Annotated in this window: 14 protein-coding genes; 9 read left to right on the forward strand and 5 right to left on the reverse strand. The window is 56.3% G+C overall.

The window, feature by feature from the left end:
* The first annotated feature begins 168 nt into the window (after nt 1–168).
* The 3 genes from G5S47_RS00980 (at nt 169) to G5S47_RS00990 (ending at nt 1,362) form a co-directional block, all read left to right on the forward strand.
* Nucleotides 169–396 carry a helix-turn-helix domain-containing protein gene (locus G5S47_RS00980; protein ID WP_006680784.1) on the forward strand — a complete coding sequence of 76 codons (228 nt, stop codon included), beginning with the start codon at nt 169–171 and terminating at the stop codon, nt 394–396.
* 89 nt (nt 397–485) lie between these two features.
* Nucleotides 486–584, forward strand: coding sequence for a 30S ribosomal protein bS22 (locus G5S47_RS00985; RefSeq protein WP_003792170.1), 99 nt, complete (start codon nt 486–488; stop codon nt 582–584).
* A gap of 109 nt (nt 585–693) precedes the next feature.
* On the forward strand, nt 694–1,362 hold the full coding sequence (locus tag G5S47_RS00990; protein ID WP_103632669.1) for a histidine phosphatase family protein: 669 nt from the start codon (nt 694–696) through the stop codon (nt 1,360–1,362).
* Between the two features lie 21 nt (nt 1,363–1,383).
* Here G5S47_RS00990 and G5S47_RS00995 read toward each other — a convergent pair whose 3' ends face one another.
* From G5S47_RS00995 to G5S47_RS01005, 3 genes are all read right to left on the reverse strand, one after another.
* On the reverse strand, nt 1,384–1,854 hold the full coding sequence (locus G5S47_RS00995) for a hypothetical protein (RefSeq protein WP_219585624.1): 471 nt from the start codon (nt 1,852–1,854) through the stop codon (nt 1,384–1,386).
* Between the two features lie 155 nt (nt 1,855–2,009).
* Nucleotides 2,010–2,903: a 1,4-dihydroxy-2-naphthoate polyprenyltransferase gene (locus G5S47_RS01000; protein ID WP_219585625.1), complete on the reverse strand. Its 894-nt coding sequence runs from the start codon at nt 2,901–2,903 to the stop codon at nt 2,010–2,012.
* A gap of 148 nt (nt 2,904–3,051) precedes the next feature.
* A complete protein-coding gene (locus G5S47_RS01005; protein WP_006680788.1) occupies nt 3,052–4,368 on the reverse strand; it encodes an AMP-binding protein in 1,317 nt (438 codons plus the stop codon).
* A 96-nt stretch (nt 4,369–4,464) separates the two neighbouring features.
* Here G5S47_RS01005 and G5S47_RS01010 point away from each other — a divergent pair, with 96 nt between their 5' ends.
* On the forward strand, nt 4,465–5,979 hold the full coding sequence (locus G5S47_RS01010) for a L,D-transpeptidase family protein (RefSeq protein ID WP_257878471.1): 1,515 nt from the start codon (nt 4,465–4,467) through the stop codon (nt 5,977–5,979).
* Between the two features lie 101 nt (nt 5,980–6,080).
* On the opposite strand, the gene G5S47_RS01015 is transcribed toward G5S47_RS01010, so the two are convergent.
* The gene (locus G5S47_RS01015; RefSeq protein WP_219585626.1) at nt 6,081–7,061 is read right to left on the reverse strand and encodes a 1,4-dihydroxy-2-naphthoyl-CoA synthase; all 981 of its coding nucleotides are present in this window, start codon (nt 7,059–7,061) and stop codon (nt 6,081–6,083) included.
* Nucleotides 7,062–7,215: 154 nt separating this feature from the next.
* Between G5S47_RS01015 and G5S47_RS01020 the strand changes: the two genes are divergently transcribed.
* The 4 genes from G5S47_RS01020 to G5S47_RS01035 all read left to right on the forward strand — a co-directional run bounded on the left by G5S47_RS01020 (nt 7,216) and on the right by G5S47_RS01035 (nt 16,791).
* The gene (locus tag G5S47_RS01020; RefSeq protein WP_219585627.1) at nt 7,216–8,292 is read left to right on the forward strand and encodes an o-succinylbenzoate synthase; all 1,077 of its coding nucleotides are present in this window, start codon (nt 7,216–7,218) and stop codon (nt 8,290–8,292) included.
* On the forward strand, nt 8,192–9,961 hold the full coding sequence (menD, locus tag G5S47_RS01025; protein ID WP_257878472.1) for a 2-succinyl-5-enolpyruvyl-6-hydroxy-3-cyclohexene-1-carboxylic-acid synthase: 1,770 nt from the start codon (nt 8,192–8,194) through the stop codon (nt 9,959–9,961). The genes G5S47_RS01020 and menD overlap by 101 nt, the downstream gene beginning before the upstream one ends.
* Nucleotides 9,962–10,079: 118 nt before the next feature.
* Complete coding sequence (locus tag G5S47_RS01030) at nt 10,080–11,876, forward strand: S1C family serine protease (protein ID WP_219585628.1); 1,797 nt, start codon at nt 10,080–10,082, stop codon at nt 11,874–11,876.
* A 619-nt stretch (nt 11,877–12,495) separates the two neighbouring features.
* Entirely contained in the window at nt 12,496–16,791 is a 4,296-nt protein-coding gene (locus tag G5S47_RS01035) for an InlB B-repeat-containing protein (protein ID WP_219585629.1), read from the forward strand.
* A 335-nt stretch (nt 16,792–17,126) separates the two neighbouring features.
* On the opposite strand, the gene G5S47_RS01040 is transcribed toward G5S47_RS01035, so the two are convergent.
* Nucleotides 17,127–18,380: an isochorismate synthase gene (locus tag G5S47_RS01040; RefSeq protein WP_219585630.1), complete on the reverse strand. Its 1,254-nt coding sequence runs from the start codon at nt 18,378–18,380 to the stop codon at nt 17,127–17,129.
* Nucleotides 18,381–18,609: 229 nt separating this feature from the next.
* Between G5S47_RS01040 and G5S47_RS01045 the strand changes: the two genes are divergently transcribed.
* A complete protein-coding gene (locus G5S47_RS01045; protein WP_006680796.1) occupies nt 18,610–19,329 on the forward strand; it encodes a class I SAM-dependent methyltransferase in 720 nt (239 codons plus the stop codon).
* Nucleotides 19,330–19,525: the final 196 nt, after the last annotated feature.

Here is a 19,525-nt window from a genome sequence, read left to right on the forward strand (position 1 = left end):
GAAACTCTTGGTTTTCGCCGGCGCGCGACTGCGAAGTAAAGATATCTGAACGCATTCTTCCAGAATTATCCACAACCTGTCTTTAGGCATTAGTATTGACCCTGAGGCTACGCGCGCAAAAGGACCGGCGCCACTGGCTGCCTCACGAAGATATTTTTGGGAGTTCTCATGGTGTCGCATTCCGCCCCCCGTTTTCTAACGGTCGCTGAAGTGGCGGAAATTATGCGCGTCTCAAAAATGACCGTCTACCGTTTGATTCATTCTGGCGACCTGCCTGCGATCCGCGTCGGCAAGAGCTTCCGCGTGCCGGAAGCAGCGCTTGGCCAGATCATCGAATCGGGTCTTGCTGATCACACCGAGACTTCCATTTCGGTGAGTAGTGCCATTAACGGGTAAGATAGCAACGCTATGCCTGTAATGGGCATGATTCGTCAGGCGGTAGGAACCTCTGCCGCGAGCTAGTTTCAACAAGAGGGAGGAACCCCATGGGCTCCGTCATCAAGAAGCGCCGCAAGCGTATGGCAAAGAAGAAGCACCGCAAGCTGCTGCGCAAGACGCGTCACCAGCGTCGCAACAAGAAGTGAGCTTCAAGGCCCGGCCGATTCGGTCGGGCCTTCGCTTTTATCTGTCGGAGCCCGCTTTGGTCGGAGCCCGTTTTGCGCGTACTCACATGATTCGTGTCAGACTTACCCCATGACGACAACGAAGATCCACGTGATGCGCCACGGCGAAGTCGATAATCCAGACGGCCTGCTCTATGGGCGTCTTCCCGGTTTTGGTTTGACGGAGCTCGGACATCAGATGGCTCAGCGTGGAGCCGACTATCTGAAAGAAACCGACGCGGATATCACGGCCGTCATTGCGTCGCCTCTTCTTCGTGCGCAGCAGACCGCGACCCCGACTGCTCGCGCCTACGAGCTTCCTATTCACTCGGATCTTCGCCTGATCGAAGCTGGAAATATCTTCGAAGGCCAGCCGGTGAATGCTGACCGCAGGGTGTTGATCAAGCCGAATGTGCTGAAGTACTATCGCAATCCATTTGAGCCATCGTGGGGCGAACCGTATGCGCAGATTGCGTCGCGCATGAGTGCCGCACTGTCAGGCGCGTTGAAACGCGCCTATGGTCACGAGGCCCTTGTTGTTTCGCACCAGAGTCCGATTACGTTGCTCACGCGTTTTGCTCGCAAGCAGATGCTGGCACACGCCCCATGGTCGAGGCACTGTTCCCTAGCGTCGATCACGACGTTTATTTTCGATGACGGCACACTGGTCGATATTGACTACGTTGAGCCAAGCGCTGACTTGCTTGTTCACGCACACGATATGACTCCCGGGGATTCCGAAGCGGCCCTCAAACGCTGAGTCTTTATCGCGCCGACCCGATCAAGCCTGGGGGTCGTTGCGGTTTGTGGTCTCGTCGTCATGGTTCGCGGACGTATCTGACGCGCCCGAGCCCTCTTCGAATGCGGATGGTGAATCGGGAGCGGAATCGTTAGACGCGTTCGCGCTTTCCTTGCTGGCCTTCTTGCGTTGGCGTTGAATGTCGCGCTCGAGCCGGAAAAGAAACTCCGGATCGTCATCGGGAGCAAGGGGTGCGGGCGTTTGTTTCTCCGAGGGGAGGCGGGTGACGGAGAAGCTGATGGGAGCCTCGCCGGCTTCCGCTTTGGCGACGAAACGCAAGGCGATCCACGCGATCGACCCGATCGACAACGACGGGATCGTCAAGATTATCAGCAGTAGCCAGATGTTCTTTGGCAACTTCGCCGGCACTTGATCTTCGGGCGTGCGAAGCCAATCCGTGATCGCGTAAATCGTGACCGTGGCCCAAATGACGATGCCAAGAATGCGTACCATTGCGCCAGTCTATCCAAGGAGCGTTGAAGCGTCGCAGCGAGGGCTTCGCGGGGAGGGCTTCGCGGTCAACGGATGCGAGCGAAATGCGCGGGGTGCTCAATCTCGCCATCGTGTACGAGGCTCAGGCTGAAAGTCCGAGCTGAGCGGCTAGGGGATCAGGCGAGGAGCAGGAAAGCGCTGACCTCGATCGCCCAGGCGAGCGTGTACAGGCCGGTGTTGCGCAAAACAGGAATCAAACGGGCGCCAGTTTCTCCACGCACGATCGGGAGAACTGCGAGAGCAGTCATGAATCCGGTGATGATGAGGGCAACAAGAATCAGTGGCCACGAATAGATGAGGGTGAACAGCAATACTGCAAGGCTCATCACGGACAGAGTAAAGCAGGCGGTGAATATATTGCGCGACGTTGTATCACCCAGGCGAACAGCAAGAGTGCGTTTACCGGATTTGCGATCCGTTGGAATATCGCGGATGTTATTCGCCATCAGCAGTGCGACTGACAGGAAACCCAGCGTGGATGCGAGCATCCAAAGCCAGCCCGGTGCCTGAGGGATCTGAGTCCACGTGGTGCCCACGCACGCCATCAAACCGAAGAAAAGGAAAACGAACAGCTCGGACAAGCCGATCCCCATGTAGCCGTAGGGAGTGCGGCCACCCGTGTAGAACCATGTGGCAAGCACGGCCAAAATGCCCGGGATCAGAAGAATCCATGCGCCAGACAAAGCAAGCAGGGCTAAGCCGGCCACACCAGCAATCCCGAAACAAGTGAGCGCGGCAATCAGGACATTCTTCGGAGCGGTCAACTTTCCACCCGTAAGGCGCGCAGGCCCCAGGCGGAAATCGTCGGTGCCTCGAATACCGTCCGAATAATCATTCGAATAGTTTGCGCCGATCTGCAACGCCAAGGCAACGACAAGAGCAAGAACGGCGCGCACTGGCGCAACGGCACCCATGTGGATTGCTGACGCGGTACCGACCATCACGGGAGCAATAGCAGCAGGCAGAGTGCGAAGACGCGCCCCTTCGATCCAGTCGTTCAACGTTGCCATGAGTGGCAGTACCTGCTTTCCATTGTCTGAAAAAGTGACGGGCTCACGAGCGTTTGTCGCAAGCGTGCTTCACGAGAATACGCTGTCTAAGATGAAAACAGCATTCTGCTTCGGTTGCATGTCAGGCACAAAAGCCAAGAAGCGCGCCTTAACGACGCCAGTCAAAGACCGTGTCTTCAGCATCCTTCAACAGTTTCGTGGCCGCCATGCGATCGATCTTCATCTCCGACAGGTAGGGGAGAACACCGGTCACAACAACACGGCGAGGAGCGTACACGCGCCCCAAGACCTCGCCCACGTCAGAACGCAGATGCCGAGCAAACTGATCGACTTCGTCCGCAGATGAAATAGGATTCTTCGGGACAACCAGCGTCGTGATTAACTCGCCCCACTTATCGTCAGGAGTCGACGTCACCCATGCGTCAGCTACCTCATCGCAAGATAGAACAGCTTCTAAGACCGGGGCAGGAGCAACAGAAAGACCACCGGAAACAATGACATCATCCGCGCGCCCCTGAATTTTCACGGTTGACTCACTCGTGATCACACCGATATCGCCCGTCAGCATCCAGGTTGTGCCTCCTTCAACAAAAAGAGGGGAATCCCCGTCCACATAACGAGTCATCAGCATCGGGCCTGAAAGAGCGATCCGCGCCTGAGAATCATGCTCAACAGTTCGCACCTCAACACCGGGCTGAGGCACCCCGTTATAGATGCACCCTCCGCACGTTTCCGTCATCCCATACGTCGTGACGATATTCAGACCACGGCCTCGTGCCACATCCAGCAGATCCGAACGCGTGTGCGCGCCACCAACCAAAATCGCAGAAAGCCCTGAAAGAGCCTCGATCACTTGATCGTCAGCCAAGCACGAGGCCAACTGAGTCGGAACCAACGACAGATAACCAGGAACTCCGTCCTCGGCCGTAGCCCCAGCGATCGCAGGAAGAAGCGCTCGCGGATCGAAGCCCGCAGACGTATCAACGATTTGCGGATTCGTTTCGGCAACGGCCGCGCGAAGCAAAACCATCGCTCCGGCAATGTGGTGGGCCGGCAATGCTAGAATCCATTTTCCCGGCCCGGAAAGGGCTTCGTGCGTTGCACGCGCGGACGCGATCAACGCATCGATCGACAAGCCCACAAGATGAGGTGTGCCTGCGGACGAACCGGACGTGGGAATGACCAGGTCGACACCGCTAAAGAAATCAGGCTCGGTGATCGCCGGATAGAGCGAGGGGAAACGCTCGGCTGGAAACGCCTCTTCGACGGTTGCCGAGGCCCCGCGCAGAGTTGATGGCGGAACATCCTTCGGATCACGCATCACAACCACCGTGTGAGGTGCGGGGTGATTCGGGTCAGCTTGGCGTTCTTCGTAAAGTTCCACCAGCTTGTGAAGAGCCGCATGTGCAAGAGCGACAGCTCCGATTGAGGTTCCTCCAGGTACCACCAGCGTTCGAGTTGTCAATGTGGATCCCCCTAGAATGCGTCTGTTCTGTACTGCCTACAGCCTAGGTTGCACGTATAAAAAGCGCTCAATTAAGCCAAGAATGGTCGTGGAATTGTGGCAGATTTTCCACTCCTCCTTGTGGGACTCAAGTCGCTTGAAAAATGTACAACCGATAAGGTTGAGCCGATGTTGAACAAGCTGAATTCCAAGATGAAGTGGACGGTCACAGGTATCGTTGCGGCTGTTCTTGTTGCCCTGGGTGCCTCCGGCGCATATGCCGCGTATTTCGCTCACAAGGCTCTGCCTGGAGTCAAGATCGCTGGTGTTTCCGTTACGGGGATGACCCGCGACCAGGTCAAAGAGTCCATCGCCCAGCGAGTTGAGGACACCATCGTGACGTTCGACGTTGACGGTGCGACCTCGCAGACGACTCTTGCCGATGCTGGCGTTACTGTTGACGTTGACAAGACCGTCGACGAAGCGTTTGAAGGCAACAAGAATTTCTTCACTGAAATGAAGGCTCTGTTCGTCAAGAAGGACGTTGCTCCGGTTCTGGTCACCGACGACCTGATTCTGTCCGAGTTCGCGACCACACTAGCTGAATCGACCGGCACTGTCGCGCAGGACGGCACGGTTGTCCTTGGCGGCGACGGTGTAACTTTCGAAGGCACCGAAGCTGTTGCGGGTGCGCTGATCGATACAAAGACTGTGAAGGACGGCGTGCTGACGCAGGCGAGTACACTGACCTCCGGATCCGTTACTCTTTCTCCGGTTCAGCGTGAGCCTAAGGTGACAACTGAAGACGCTGCCGAGAAAGCCACTGAAGCAAATGCTCTGGTCGCCGTTGACGTTTCGATCAACACTGGAACAGAAACCGTGACCGCGACACCGGCAGAAAAAGCATCGTGGATTGAAGTCACCACAAACGAAGACGGCTCGCTGAAGACTCCTTCGGTCAACCTTGAAAAGGCCACCGCGTGGGTTCAGGCAACCGCTGAAGCATCAAACACAGCCGTTGTGAACGGCGTGAACAATGTGAACTCTGCGGGGCAGGTTCTGACTGTCTTCAAGGAAGGCCGGCCCGGCAAGAGTGTCAACAATGTCGATGCGATCGCTCAGGCGCTGGTTGAATCTGTCAACGCCCGGACCGCGTACAGTGCTGAATTTACCTATGACGAGGTTCAACCCACCTACGAGAGCCGTCAGGTCGCTGAAGGCGCAGAAAACCTGGTCTACCAGGCAGCCGACGGTGAAAAGTGGATCGACCTCAACCTCAGCGAAAGCGCCGTTATTGCATATGAGGGTGGTACGGTCGTTGGCGGCCCCTACTACATGGTTCCCGGCGCCCCCGCGACCCCGACTGTCACCGGCACCTACCACGTCTACTTGAAGTACGCGAAGCAGACAATGCGTGGCGAAAACGTTGACGGTTCCAAGTACGAAACTCCGAACGTCCCGTGGGTTACCTACTTCACCGGTAGCTACGCGTTCCACGGTGCACCATGGCGTTCATCCTTCGGTTGGTCTGGCCCCGGTGGCTCGCACGGTTGTGTGAACATGCCAGTTGAAGCGGCCAAGTTCATCTACGACTGGTCCGACTACGGCACCACGGTGGTTTCCCACTACTGAGGTATGCCCAGGCTTTTACCAAGGTCTGTCCACACGTTTGTATAGTGAAGGCTCAGCGGTTGTATGCCGCTGAGCCTTCACTATGTTCTGGCTTCCTCGGTTTAGAAGTAGTACGGGTGCCCGCTCCAATCGGGCTGACGATGCTCTAAGAATGCATCGCGTCCCTCTTGTGCTTCTGCAGTCATATACGCCATGCGAGTGGCCTCGCCCGCGAACACCTGCTGGCCTGCCATTCCATCATCTGCCAAATTGAATGCGAACTTGAGCATGCGGACTGCCTGTGGACTCTTGGTAGCGATTGTGCCAGCCCACTCGAGCGCGCGTTCCTCCAGTTGCGCGTGGGGAACCGACGCGTTGACAACGCCCCACTTTTCAGCAGTATCGCCGTCGTAGCGCTCGGCGAGGAAGAAGATCTCGCGTGCCCTTTTGTCGCCGACCTGGCGGGCCAGTAGAGCTGACCCGTATCCGGCGTCAAAGGACCCCACATTCGCGTCAGTCTGCATAAACGCAGCATGCTCTTTCGATGCGACGGACAGGTCACAGACCACGTTCAGAGAATGCCCGCCACCGGCAGCCCACCCAGGAACTGCCGCGATGACAACTTTCGGCATGGTACGAATCAAACGCTGAACTTCAAGAATATGCAGGCGTCCAGCCTGAGCGGGATCTACTTGCTCGCGACGAACTACAGTGTCGGCTTGAGAGTCGGCTCCGTCCACTTCGTATCGATAGCCGTCGTTGCCCCGCACGCGTTGGTCTCCGCCCGAACAGAAGGAATAGCCACCGTCTTTGGAGCTGGGGCCATTGCCCGTCAGGATCACCGCAGCGACATCGCCCGTCATCCGTGCGTGGTCGAGGCAGCGATAGAGCTCATCAACGGTGTGGGGGCGGAAGGCGTTTCGAATGTCGGGGCGGTCAAATGCAATTCGAACGACGGGCATGTCGGCGCCCTTGGGGTGGCCGTCTTCGGCTTCGCCACGCGAAATACCGCGGTGGTATGTCATGTCGGTCAGCGTGAATCCTTCGACCTCGCGCCAACGGGCAGGGTCGAAAGTATCGGAGATGAAAGGCAGTGCGCTCATGCAACCAGCCTAGCGTCTTGCCTTCCGTGAAGCGCACGAGGCTGGGACTCCTTGTGGAAAGCAGTTATCCATAGGTGTCGCCTGTGAATAACGACAATCCACAACTGGGCGTCCTCACAGTTTGTTGAGACGACAATTCGGGCACAATGGAAGTATGAGCGAATCCCATGGTGAACTGACGCGCATTGATATGGCATCTTTGCCGAGCCATGTTCGTCGCGTTCTTGATGGCGTCGATGATCTGCTTCTTCACCATCTGCCGATGAACGTGCGTTTTAGGCGCGTGACCAGCAGGGAAGGACTGCTATTACACGGGCCGTCCGGCTGGGCAGAAGCATCGCCATTTTGGGATTATGACCCAGTTGAATCCTCAACCTGGCTGGCTGGCGCCCATTCGGTGGCGACTGGACCGCGCAGAACTTCACTGCACGATCGCGTTCCCGTGAATGTCACGATTCCGGTTGTTTGCGCATCCGATGCCTACCAGAGAGTCATCAGTTCGGGTGGTTGCGCTACGGCGAAGGTGAAAGTTGCGGATCCCAATACTGAACTGAGCGAAGATATTGCTCGAGTCGAAGCCGTTGCTCAGGCGCTTGTTGATACGGTCGGAGCCGAACGCGGTCGTATTCGAGTCGATGTGAATGCCGCATGGGATGTGGACTACGCGCGAAAAGCCGTTCCTCAGCTAGACCGTGCAGCAATGCAAGTGGGCGGTCTTGAATACGCAGAACAGCCGTGTGCCAGGGTCGAAGATTTGGCAACCTTGCGTCGTTCAATTGATGTGCCCATTGCTGCAGACGAATCAATTCGCAGGGCGGATGATCCTCAAGCAGTTGCGCGCGCTCAGGCCGCGGATGTTGCGATCATTAAGATTGCTCCGCTTGGTGGAATCGAACGAGCCCTACAGATTGGTGAGCAAACCGGCTTGGACCTAGTGGTTTCGTCCGCCTTGGAATCCAGTGTTGGCCTGGCCGTCGGTGTGCGGGCCGCTTCGCTTCTGCCAGGAATGATACGCGCGTGCGGATTGGCGACATCGCACTTCTTGGCTTGTGACGTTGTCCCTCAAAGCCTGCTTCCTGTTGACGGGTTTTTGCCGGTGCGTGACGTTGAACCAGATCAGAGTCTGGTTGATGCCCGCCCCGTTGACGCTGAAATACGTGACCGGTGGCTTCACCGTCTTGACCTCATGTGTGCGCATCTCGAATCTGTCGCTGGAGGACATCATGCCTGAATCCCAGTCAATTGTTCTTGCCCAGCGCATTGTCGGTGCGCTGATTGCTGCGGGTGTCAATGACATCGTGTACTGCCCTGGGTCTCGTAGCGCGCCCCTTGCTTACGCTCTTGACTCAGCAGTGCGGGGCGACCTCGTCCGCGCCCATGTTCGCCTTGATGAGCGCTCAGCTGGATTCCTCGCACTCGGCTTGACCAGGAGATGGGCAAACGAGCCCACCTGCCACGACGTCGAGGACCTGTCGCCGGTTGCGATTGTGACGACTTCGGGCGGGGCAGTGGCTGAGTTACATGCGTCGGTCGCCGAGGCCGCTCATGCTCACCGGCCTCTGATCGTTCTCAGTGCGGATCGTCCAGATGAAATGCGCGGTGTTGGAGCATCCCAAACCACGATTCAGTACGGCATTTTCGGTCCGCACGCTCCAACTGTCCTTGATTTGCCAGCGGATACCAAGCCCGATCAGCGCGTTGACTCGCGAGTAGCTCGAGCCGTGCATCGCGCATGCGGTAGACCGTCAGGTGTTGCAGGTCCCGTTCACATCAATGTTGCGTTCCGTGATCCGCTGACACCTCAGTCAGGTTCAGCGACACTTGAGCCTTTGTCTCTTGCCAAGGTGTCATCGCCGTCGATCTACCGGCCTCGTCGTCTCGGTCAGACGTGGGATGACGTCGTTGATTCGTCACTGCGAACTGTGATCGTGGCGGGCGATGGTGATGATCAGAGTGGGGAAGCTTGGGCGAATTATGCGAAGATCCCGATTTTTGCTGAACCGACCAGTGTTCTTGCGTGCGATCCGAATCGAATTGCTCACCAGCAGGTGCTCCTTGCCTCGCCCTTAGCAGATCAGATTCAACAGGTGATCGTTACCGGTCGTCCGACCCTGTCGCGTCCCGTGTCTGCGTTACTTGGGCGCAGTGACATTCGCTTGATTGTTGTCGACCCGCATGATGAGTGGGTTGATGTTCAGGGGTGTGCCAGTGAAGTGGTGGCATCGCTTGCTCCGCCACGCCAGGTTTCAGCGGACGATGTGTGGCTGGAGCAGTGGAAGGAAGCTGGCCGAAGAGTCTCCCAGCAGATTCGCACGATTCTTGATGAATCCCCGATGTCTGTGCTTGTTCTTGCTGACTTAGTGTGGAGTTACGATTCGCGTCCGCTGATGGTGGGAGCATCTCACTCGATCCGTGCACTTGACCTGGTTGGCGGTGATGGGCATGGGCGCTCCGTTGTTTCTCACCGGGGCCTTGCGGGAATTGATGGCACGATCGCTTCTGCGATTGGTCTGGCACTTGTTCGCGAAGAGCCGACTGTTGCGCTGATGGGGGATCTGACGTTCTTCCACGATGCGGGCGCGTTGGCTATCCCAGCGGACGAGGCCGCCCCCGATTTGTTGATCTTTGTTGCTGACGATGGTGGCGGGTCAATTTTCTCCACCCTTGAACACGGGCGCCCAGAAAACGCTCCGACGTTCGAGAGATGGTTTGCGACTGCTCAACCGCAGTCTCTTAAGCACCTGGCTCACGCCTACGGCGTGGATTATGTGGAATGTATGACGCGTCAAGACGTGATGCGCGAGCTTGATTCCGACGTACACGGGATCCGGATCTGTCATGTGAAATGCGCTCGACCTGTGCAAATTGCTGATGTGAGGAAGCTGGCGGATCAGATTTAGCACCACAGGAAACGCACAGGAAAGATTCAGTGAGTCGGCAAGAAGCGGGTGCACACTAATGTCATCAGCTTCCAAGAAGCACTCAGTTTTTAACACGCTAGCTAATGAAGGATCCGCAATGAGCGACTCACCCAACAATGGCAAACAGCGCGCCTTGTCATCGGAACCGACGAAGACAGAAACCACCCCCACAGCTAAGCCAGCACCACGTGTCCAGACGCAGGCCAGTGGCACGGGCGCTTCGAGGACATCGGAATCGACTCCGCTCTCCCGCTGGGCGGGGCGTCCCGCTCAAGTCTCAGGTCCCACCACGCCGACAGAGTCGTCTCCAACTAGGCCGACAGAGCCGTTGCCTCACGCAAGGTTTGCGCGTCCATCCTCACCCGCTCAGCCGGCCAGCGCGACCGGTTCGACTCCCTCCCAACAGCAGGGGTCATACGGAACAGGTTCTGCGTACTCCGGCGTGACCTCCGGTGGCACCTACCAATCTGCAACGAGCGGCCAGCCCTACCAGCCGTCGAGCTCTCAGGCTTACCAGGGTGCGGAGGCCACTCAATCAGCAGGCTTTCAACAGCCGAATCAGCCAGGATCGCGTTCGCAAGGAGCCTCGTACGCGGGCGGGAAGGGGCCGACGACGGAGACTCACCCCTACACCTCACCTTTGAGTGCACCGACAAATACGCCGACGGTAGCTATTGCAAGGCGGAGTTCGAAGCGTCGCGGTCCTAGCTGGCTTGCAATGATCCTTGGCATGACGGTTACTGCTGCCGTGTCCCTGTCGGGAGCCTTCGCGATGATCAATGCCGGTCATGGAAAGGCAAACGAAACCGATTCGTCAGCAAACACGAAGACAAGCGCGTCAACCGTTCAGCCTGTTAGTACCAGCGGTGAAGACCCTGACTGGCAGGCGGTTGCGGCAGCTGTACAACCCGCGGTTGTCACGATTTCAGTGAGCTCCAGTTCGTCCTCCGGCGTTGGATCCGGCGTCATCTACGACGCTCAAGGCGACATTGTCACGAACTACCACGTCGTTTCAGGTGCGACCGGTGCCGATGCGACGATCCAGGTGACTCTCAGTGATGGTCGCTTGTACAACGCGACAGTCGTCGGAACTGACCCGACGACTGACCTTGCGGTTATTCGCCTGGAAAACGCTCCTTCCGACCTGACGGTCGCTGCCTTCGGTTCGTCGTCAGACTTGGCTGTCGGCCAGGAAGTCATGGCCGTGGGCGCTCCGCTGGGCCTGTCAAACACTGCAACCACCGGTATCATTTCCGCTCTGAACAGGCCAGTTGAAGTTTCGAGAAGCAAAGAAAACTCTCAAGAGGTCGACCCGAACGATCCGTTCGGTCAACTGCCCGGTTTTGGTGGTGGACAAGAAGAAAATCAGGCTCAGGCTCAGTCCTCCACGGATACTCAGATCACCAACGCTATCCAAGTTGATGCATCTATTAACCCTGGTAATTCCGGTGGCCCGCTGTTTGATGCGACCGGTAAGGTGATCGGAATCAACTCGTCGATTGCGTCGAATACCAGCTCGGACAAGGCCGGGTCGATCGGCTTGGGCTTCGCTATCCCCGTTGATTTGGTGACCTCCGTGGCCGATCAGCTAATCGCAACCGGCACCGTTGATCATGCGGTCCTGGGTGTTTCGGTGACCACGAAGGCTGTTGCCGTTGATGGTTCTAACGTTGCGGGCGCCTCGGTTGAGGAACTGACGCGTGGCGGTGCCGCTGCTCAGGCCGGGTTGCAGGCAGGGGACGTGATCACCGCCGTTGATGGAGAGTCGGTGTCCTCGTCGAAGCAGTTGACCGGGTACATCCGTCGCTACCGGAGTGGTCAGGAAGTAACGATCACTTACGTCCGCAATGGTGAGAAGCGGGATGTGACCGTCACGCTCGGCAAGGCGTCCTGACAACTCTGCTGATTCGAACTCTTGGTGGGCCTACCCTTTGGGTGGGCCCACCTGTGTGTATGCACATGTCTCGGTTTGCGCTTGGTACGGACAGTTACTCCAAAAAGGTATGACATATCTCGCGGGAGTGCGGGGCTGGTGCTTTCTTGATGACGAGGAAGATAATGTAAGCATCCCACTGCATATGTGAGCCGGAGTTTTCCTCGTTGAAAACAAACGTGTGTCTAAGAATAAGAGGTAAGTGATGAAGAATCATCGAGCTCCGTGGACGAGGGGGACATGCCGGCGCCTACTTGCGCTCGCCGTCTCTGCCTCGGTAGTCCTGATTGGCGTACCAGCAAGCGCATGGGCTACTGAACAGATAGAAGGCTCAGAGAGTACGGTTTCTAAGGTGCAGGCTCCTGCGTCTCAGACTGCACCGACTGATTCGTCATCCCAGGCAGATGCATCGGACAATGGAATGGGAGTTTCGGCTTCAAATTCGAGCGATTCAGAGAATGCTACAACGGAAAACACGCAGTCGACTGGCTCTGGCGAACCAACCGCTTCGTCATCGCTTCCTTCTCAAGCCTCCCCCTCCGATTCAAATAAGATAGCTCAGCCACAGAGGCTTCCTCGTATGGCGCCGGCTACCAAGTCTTTGTCTGACGTCTGGGTGAATGCTGATTCTGGCAGTGATGATAATGCTGGCACTTCTGCAGATGCGCCACTTGCATCGCTGAAAGCTGGTTTAAATGCACTTGGTGACGGCGGAACTTTGCATATCGCAGGCACTTTTACAACCGGCACTCCGCTTACTATCCCAAGTGGTGCACACCTTGACGTGTACTCAGATGCCACCTTTACCGGTTCAAACGGCCAAAATGGCATCATTCTCTCTGCCGGTGCGAAGCTGGGGGCCTCTCATGGCGCTAAGCTCACGATGAGCGGTTTTGCAACTGCTCTCGACATTGCTTCTGGCGCGGAAGTCAATGATGGTATCTACATCCTTGATCGGAACGCGATTGCTTTTAACTTGAAAGGCAAATTCAACGGTTCGTCGCGAGAAGCGCTGACCGTATCTGCCCTAGAGAGCACTGGGCGAGCTTTCACCTATGGGAAAGGTTCTAGCTTTAACAACTGCACGGTGAATGTGCAAGCGAAGGACGAAAAGAGCGAGCAGTACGCTCCGCTTGTGATGAATAATGCGTCGCTCACCACGCGCGGAGTCTGGTACTACCTGAACCCTGAAAAAGACACGTATTCTCTCGATTTGAATAACTCTGACTTGTATGTCTACAAAGCCACTGGTTCTTCTGCATATAAGCAGACGATGGCAATTTTCGGCCAGCTTCGAATCGTCAACGGCTCTACGCTCACTTCTGACGGATCGCGTATTTCTCAGGGTGATCATTCAACCATGGAAGTCACCGACTCCACGATGGTCTTCAAAAACAGCATCGCAGGTGGCTACAACATCAACTACGAGAATTCAAACGCCACGTTTACGAACTCGACTCTCGTCGGTGAAAACCTGCGGTACATTCCACTATTCGGAGCTGGTCGTAACAACCCAGAAGGCCAGTTCATTAAGTTTGTTGGCAACAGCGTTGTCAACACTGCTGCGGTAGATAAAACAGCCGATAATGGTGGTGCGAACGCTCCTGCGCAGTACGTTGTAACCGGTGGCTCGTTCAAGATCGCTTACGATCCGACCTACAACTATAACGTCACTACGCCGACGAACGGTGCCGAGAACGGTAATGAGCGACTGAGCCTGCTGACCTTGGCTGATTCTTCAACGAATGTGTTGAATCCGAAGAACATTAACGGTGACAGGTACACCTATAACGTTGCGCGTGCCTCAGATGATGGTCTCAAACACGTGTGGGTGCCAAGCGCCAAGGTTACCTACGTATTGAACAACTCCAACGCCTCATTCGCAGACGGGTCACAACAGTCCAAGACTGCCACCACAATTCGCGGTTATGCCCTCGACATGATTGCTGGAAATGTGGATCCCGGTACTCCGACCGACGCGAATGGAGTCGAGTTCCTTGGATGGTTCTACAGGGATGACGCTGGTGCGGAACACGAGTTTGATGCTTCATCTGCCGTGGATACGAACCTTGAGGTTTACGCTAAGTGGAATGCAGCGTCGGTGATCTACCACAACAACAACGGTGGCACGAACTTCGTCAGTGCCGTTGCTCCCTCGGCTCAGTCAGCGACTGTTCTGGACTTTGACTCGATCAGCGCTCAAGATTCAACATTTGCTGTTCCAGGAAAGACGTTTAAACATTGGACGACGGATCCTGCAGGGCAGGGCAAGCCGATTGCTCCGGGCGAGACTCTTTCCATTACGGGTGCATCAAGCATCGACTTGTATGCGCAGTACGACGTCAACCTGTATCAGGTTGCATTCTCTGCAAATGGTGGTCGCTTCTCCGATGATTCCGTTTTCAAGACGAATCCAGACGTGTTCACGGTTATTACCGATCCCAACGGTGGCGACGTCGCAGTACTGAAGAAGAAGGCAGAATACGGCGACGAGTTCCGCTCTCTTCTTGGTGCGCTCGACTACAACACGCTTGTGCCGGATCAGAAGGCTCAGAAGAACGGATGGATACTCGGCGACACGACGAATTGGTACACAACCCCCACCGGTGGAAAGAAATATAACTTCAAGGACCGGAAGTCGTGGCTGTTCTCCAGACCAGGCGATAACCCACAAATCACGAAAGATATGACCTTCTACCTCGGATGGAAAGAAGATCCGAAGGTTGACAAGATCGAGAACGATGCTGAAATCCCTGGAGATATCTGGGGTGTCAACCCTGCCGAAAGCTCCAAGGAACAATTTGTTCGCGTTGGCGACACATTCAGCGTGACCGGTGTTATTAACGCAGATTCCATCAAAGATCAGATGAACGTGATTGAATCGTTGTTCCCTGAGGTTACGGGTAGTGATCGTTCTGCGGTCATGATGGATCGAAGCGCTAACAGCGAAAACTCGAAGCTTTCACAGATTGCTTTGACTTCTCCGACATCGACGTTCACTGCAACGTTGACCATGCCGGAGGGCGTCACTATCCCTGAGTCTCCTCAGGTGACTCCGGCAGGTTTGGGTGATGCTTTCGAGGTCACGGACGTGAAGGTTGACGATCGCGACATCACCGTGACCCTGAGCCTGAAAGCGGGAATGACGGATTACGCCAAACTCAAGGCGGCTGTAGAATCTGTTACCCCGATGGCTGATGGCGGTTTAACGCTGACGGTTAATGGTTTGGGTATTGATGGTGACAAGGTTGCCAACGGTGACAAGCTCACGTTAAGCGGAAAGGTTACTGGTTCATTCTCGGCAGTTGCTACAAGCCCCGGTGGCACCTCAAAGCATTTCAAGTTCGCTTGGAATGCGGTGCAAGATGGTTCGACAGGGGATCCGAACTCGAGCAACGTCAAGGCAATTGAGTACACGCTCGTCGTAGTGAAGCCGTACCAGGGGATTCTGCCCGCCGATATTCGGGTTGGTGAAGAAACTCAGCATAATGCTGCGTATCCGGTGCGTCGTGGGGAATCGCTCGACTTTGTAGGCGCAGTGAATGTGGAGCCTATTAAAAAACAAATGAAGGAAATCGAGGCTCTTTATTCTGGGGGCACTGATTACGAGAAACTTGGGATTCAGGTTCGCAACTTTGCCTTCGAAGCAACCTTCACTATTCCGGAAGGCCTCTCGCTTCCGGCAGAAGTCACGCCACAAGCTCTGGACTTTGGTGAAGGCTTCAAGGTTGAGGAAACATCAGTTCACGGTCGAACCCTTACGGTGAAGATGACGCTGAATAAGGACGTCACGAACTACGCACAGTTGCAAAAGATTGTTATGGATGCTGGTGCGAAGGATCACTGGATGAAGATGGTTATCCCCGGTGTCACGGTTAATTCGGATGCTCCGGCTGGTAAGCAACTGACGCTCTTTGGTGAAGTCACCGGCGCGTTCGAAGCGACAGCTACCTCTGAAGCTGGAACGGCTAAGGAATTCAACTTCTCCTGGGGTGCGGAACAGTGGCCTGATGGCAGGGATGCTGTGGCTGATGCTTCGGACAAGTCCATTCGTTTCACAGTCATCACTCCGGATCAGGCGCTGTTGCCCGCCGACATTCTGGTCAATGGTGATACCGAGAATTCAGCTATCCACATGACCAAGCGCGGAAGTGAATTGAACTTCTCGGCCGACCTTGATGTCAGCGTGATTCAGAAGAAGATGGAAGAGATCGAAAAGAGCAACAACGTGCCCGCGGAGCACTTCGATCGAGTGATGGTGAAGTGGATCGAGAGTGAATTCACGACTCGCATCAGCGTTCCTGAAGAACTTCGAGCAGTCTGGCCGAAGGACAAGGCAAGCTACGCCCTGACCGGAACGGATGCTTTTGAGATCTCGGATGTGGCGTATGCAGATGGTGTCGTCACTCTTTCGATGAAGCTTAAGGGCGACTACCCAACGTACAAGGCTTTGCGTCAAGCAATTCATGATGACACGAAGTCGAGCTTGATTCTGACAGTGGCCGGCTTCAAGGTGCCAGACACCGCGCCACTTGACCAGAACATCACCGTGAGTGGCGAGGTTTCTGGATACATGAAGGCGTTGGCGACAGTTGAAGGTGGTCGTTCGGCATCGTTCTCGATGGAATGGGTTTCTGTCCAGAAGGAAGGCGGACGCGACAAGATCCTTGAGGGAACTGACAGCTCGGCAGTTCAGCTCACCTTGAAGGTCACGAAAGATCCTGCAGTTATCGATGTCAAGCCGCCATCGCCTGCAAAACTCCCGAAGACGGGTGCTGCGTACATTGGGCTGTCTTTGTACGTGTCGCTAGCTTTCCTTGTTGCAGGTGGCACCATGGTGGCGTCCCAACGACGTACTCGCAAGGAGTTCAACTGATCGACGGGCAGAGCGTTATTCGGTATAGCGTGCTGTACCAGTAGCTGAAGCGTCTGTCAGATGGAACAAGACCCTGGCTTCTGCGGACACATTATGTGCCTGTAGAAGCCAGGGTCTTACTGTCTATCAACCGTTGATTTTGGAGCGGTCTAGGGGTCTCTCTTCTGCTGCAAGTGCGCCGACTGCACTTGGTGCGACGGATGTGTGTCTAAAAGCTCGGATTTGTCGCGTTGGGTGTAGTTGGTGCCGTGCCACGATCCTGACCCTGGCATCAGTTGCATCTGACGCGACGCTCTACCCGCCAAGCGACAAAGTGAGTCCGCCAAGGATGTCTCTCACAAGCCGAGTGCGTCCAGCAATGGCGCCATCTTCTGGCGCGTTTCTGCAAGCTCAATCTCAGGATCAGAATCCGGCATAATCCCGCCACCAGCAAAAATGCGCAGTGTATGCCCGTCGTCTTCAACAAGGCCACACCGCAGGGCAATGCAGAATTCACCCTCGCCGTCGGCGTCGATCCAACCGACTGGTCCGGAATAGCGTCCGCGTGCGGTTTGCTCGTGAACTTTCAGCAGCTCAAGCGCCTCGAGGCGCGGTGTCCCGCAGACTGCTGCGGTCGGATGTAAAGCGGCGACTGCATCCAACAGGTTCGAATCTGCCAAAGTGGCGTGAATGTCGGAAGCAAAGTGGACGACGTTCGGGAGCTCCAAAATGAAGGGGTCATCGGGCGCGTTGACTTCAGATGCGAGGGGAGCGAGCGCTGAAACAACGGAATCAACCGCCAAAGTGTGTTCGCGACGATCCTTCGCGGATGCGAGCAATTCATCGGTGTGGCCGGCGGGTGCAGTTCCAGCCAAGACTCGCGAACGTAGCTGAGAAACGTGCACGGACGCGAGCATTTCAGGAGTGGCGCCCACAAGGTCATGGACGGCGAAACGCCAGGTCTGCGGGTAGAGCCTATTGAGTCGAGCAAGAAGATACCGCTGGTCAATCGCGGTTTCAGCCCGTACGAGCATGTCGCGCGCCATGACGGCCTTCGCGGCATCCCCAGCCTGGAGGCGCCCCGCGAGTTCTTTGACGCTGGACGCCCATTCGGCTTGCGTCATCCTGCCGGTATCGGTCACGAGGCCGTCCGGCCCGGTCAGTTCGCTGTCCTTAAAACTGGGGCGGAGCTGGGCGAGCACCTCAAGTGGATCGCGAGCAGTATCCGAGCAGGACATTGAAACAGCCCAGCGTTCCTTGTCGGTCGCCACGATCACGAATTCGGGGACGCTCAGGTATGAAACAGAGGGGGAAGCGAAACCGTAGGACCCAAAAGCAAGGGGAAGGCTGAGGCTAGTGTGGTCGGCCTCGCCGATTGCGGAACGGCGCACCTGGTCCCACCACGATGCCGAATCGGAAATAGCGGACGGGGTGTTGGATGACCATTCGGCGGCGGTGCCCCAGCCGACCATTGATTGACGCCATCCGAACCACACGAAAGGCGAAACGCCGTCGGGGATCAGTTCAAGCAGCGGCGTGTTTTCCCAGCGGGTGCCTTGAAGTGATGCTGCACGCACACGCAAAGTGGGAACGGAAAGCTCGGTGGGCATGGGTCAATCTTACCCGTGCGACTTTGCTGGGGTGTGTGCGCCTCACCTGGGTGTGGGTGTGAGGGGGAATCAATGCGGGCATCTTACTGGTGAGGACGGGCGCGGGGATGCGCGAAGTGTGAACGGGCAGTGCGATGTGGGGACGGGCGCGGGGATGCGCGAAGTGTGAACGAGCAGTGCGATATGGGCGCCGGTATGACACGAGGGTCCGACGTGGGAAGATAGGGGTATGGAGAATGAACCTTCGGGCGCACTGCGCGCTGACCTCACGAAATCAACCACCGACGTCGCATCGATGTTCGACCGTGTTGCCGAGCGCTATGACCTTATGGATGCGCTGATGACAGGCGGTATGGATCACGTGTGGATGGTCGCGTTGCGCAACGCGGTGAAGCCGGCGCCGGGGGAGAGGATCCTTGACCTTGCTGCGGGCACGGGCGCTTCGTCGGCAGCCTTGGCGAAGGGCGGGGCGGAGGTTGTGGCTTGCGACCTGTCCGAAGGCATGATCGAGGTTGGTCGCCAGCGTCACCCCGACATTGAGTTCGTCCAGGGTAATGCGCTTGACCTGCAGTTCGAAGATGGGTCCTTTGATGCGGTGACGATTTCGTGGGGTCTGCGTAATATCCCAGATCCGGCTCGCGCGCTACGTGAGATGGCGCGAGTTGTTCGTCCACGAGGCCGCCTGGTTGTCTGCGAGTTTTCAACCCCGCCGAACGCGGTTTTCCGTAGGCTCTACAACTTCTACCAGTCCACCGTGATGCCGGTGATGGCGAAAGTAATGTCGTCGAATGATGTCGCCTATGACTATCTGATCGAGTCGATTCGTGATTGGCCGGATCAGCAAGATGTTGCTCGAATGATCGCCGCGAACGGCTGGACCGATGTCCAGTATCGAAACCTTACTGGCGGAATCGCGGCACTGCACCGAGCTGTGAAGCCGTTGCCCTAAGGGCACCACAGATCAATGAGGAGGAAGGCGTACCGAATTAGGTACGTCTTCTTTTTCCGAATTGAATGCATCTTTGTTAACGCTCGCATTTCACTTTTCCCGAAAATCCGCCTTTCTTGAAGAACGGGCGCACTCGTTGGCGCAACAGGCTACGCTTTCAATTCGGATCGCGGTGCAGTGCACACCGCTCCGACTT

This window comes from Schaalia turicensis, from assembly GCF_019380255.1.
Taxonomy (GTDB): Bacteria; Actinomycetota; Actinomycetes; order Actinomycetales; family Actinomycetaceae; genus Pauljensenia; species Pauljensenia turicensis_A.

Coding starts and splice junctions, on each gene's coding strand:
- G5S47_RS01015 (WP_219585626.1), bottom strand. CDS start 7,061: ATGAGCGCACTGCCTTTCATCTCCGATACTTTCGACCCTGCCCGTTGG.
- G5S47_RS00985 (WP_003792170.1), top strand. CDS start 486: ATGGGCTCCGTCATCAAGAAGCGCCGCAAGCGTATGGCAAAGAAGAAG.
- G5S47_RS00990 (WP_103632669.1), top strand. CDS start 694: ATGACGACAACGAAGATCCACGTGATGCGCCACGGCGAAGTCGATAAT.
- G5S47_RS01030 (WP_219585628.1), top strand. CDS start 10,080: ATGAGCGACTCACCCAACAATGGCAAACAGCGCGCCTTGTCATCGGAA.
- G5S47_RS01035 (WP_219585629.1), top strand. CDS start 12,496: ATGGCGCCGGCTACCAAGTCTTTGTCTGACGTCTGGGTGAATGCTGAT.
- menD (WP_257878472.1), top strand. CDS start 8,192: ATGCCCGCCCCGTTGACGCTGAAATACGTGACCGGTGGCTTCACCGTC.
- G5S47_RS01040 (WP_219585630.1), bottom strand. CDS start 18,380: ATGCCCACCGAGCTTTCCGTTCCCACTTTGCGTGTGCGTGCAGCATCA.
- G5S47_RS00995 (WP_219585624.1), bottom strand. CDS start 1,854: ATGGTACGCATTCTTGGCATCGTCATTTGGGCCACGGTCACGATTTAC.
- G5S47_RS01045 (WP_006680796.1), top strand. CDS start 18,610: ATGGAGAATGAACCTTCGGGCGCACTGCGCGCTGACCTCACGAAATCA.
- G5S47_RS01000 (WP_219585625.1), bottom strand. CDS start 2,903: ATGGCAACGTTGAACGACTGGATCGAAGGGGCGCGTCTTCGCACTCTG.
- G5S47_RS00980 (WP_006680784.1), top strand. CDS start 169: ATGGTGTCGCATTCCGCCCCCCGTTTTCTAACGGTCGCTGAAGTGGCG.
- G5S47_RS01020 (WP_219585627.1), top strand. CDS start 7,216: ATGAGCGAATCCCATGGTGAACTGACGCGCATTGATATGGCATCTTTG.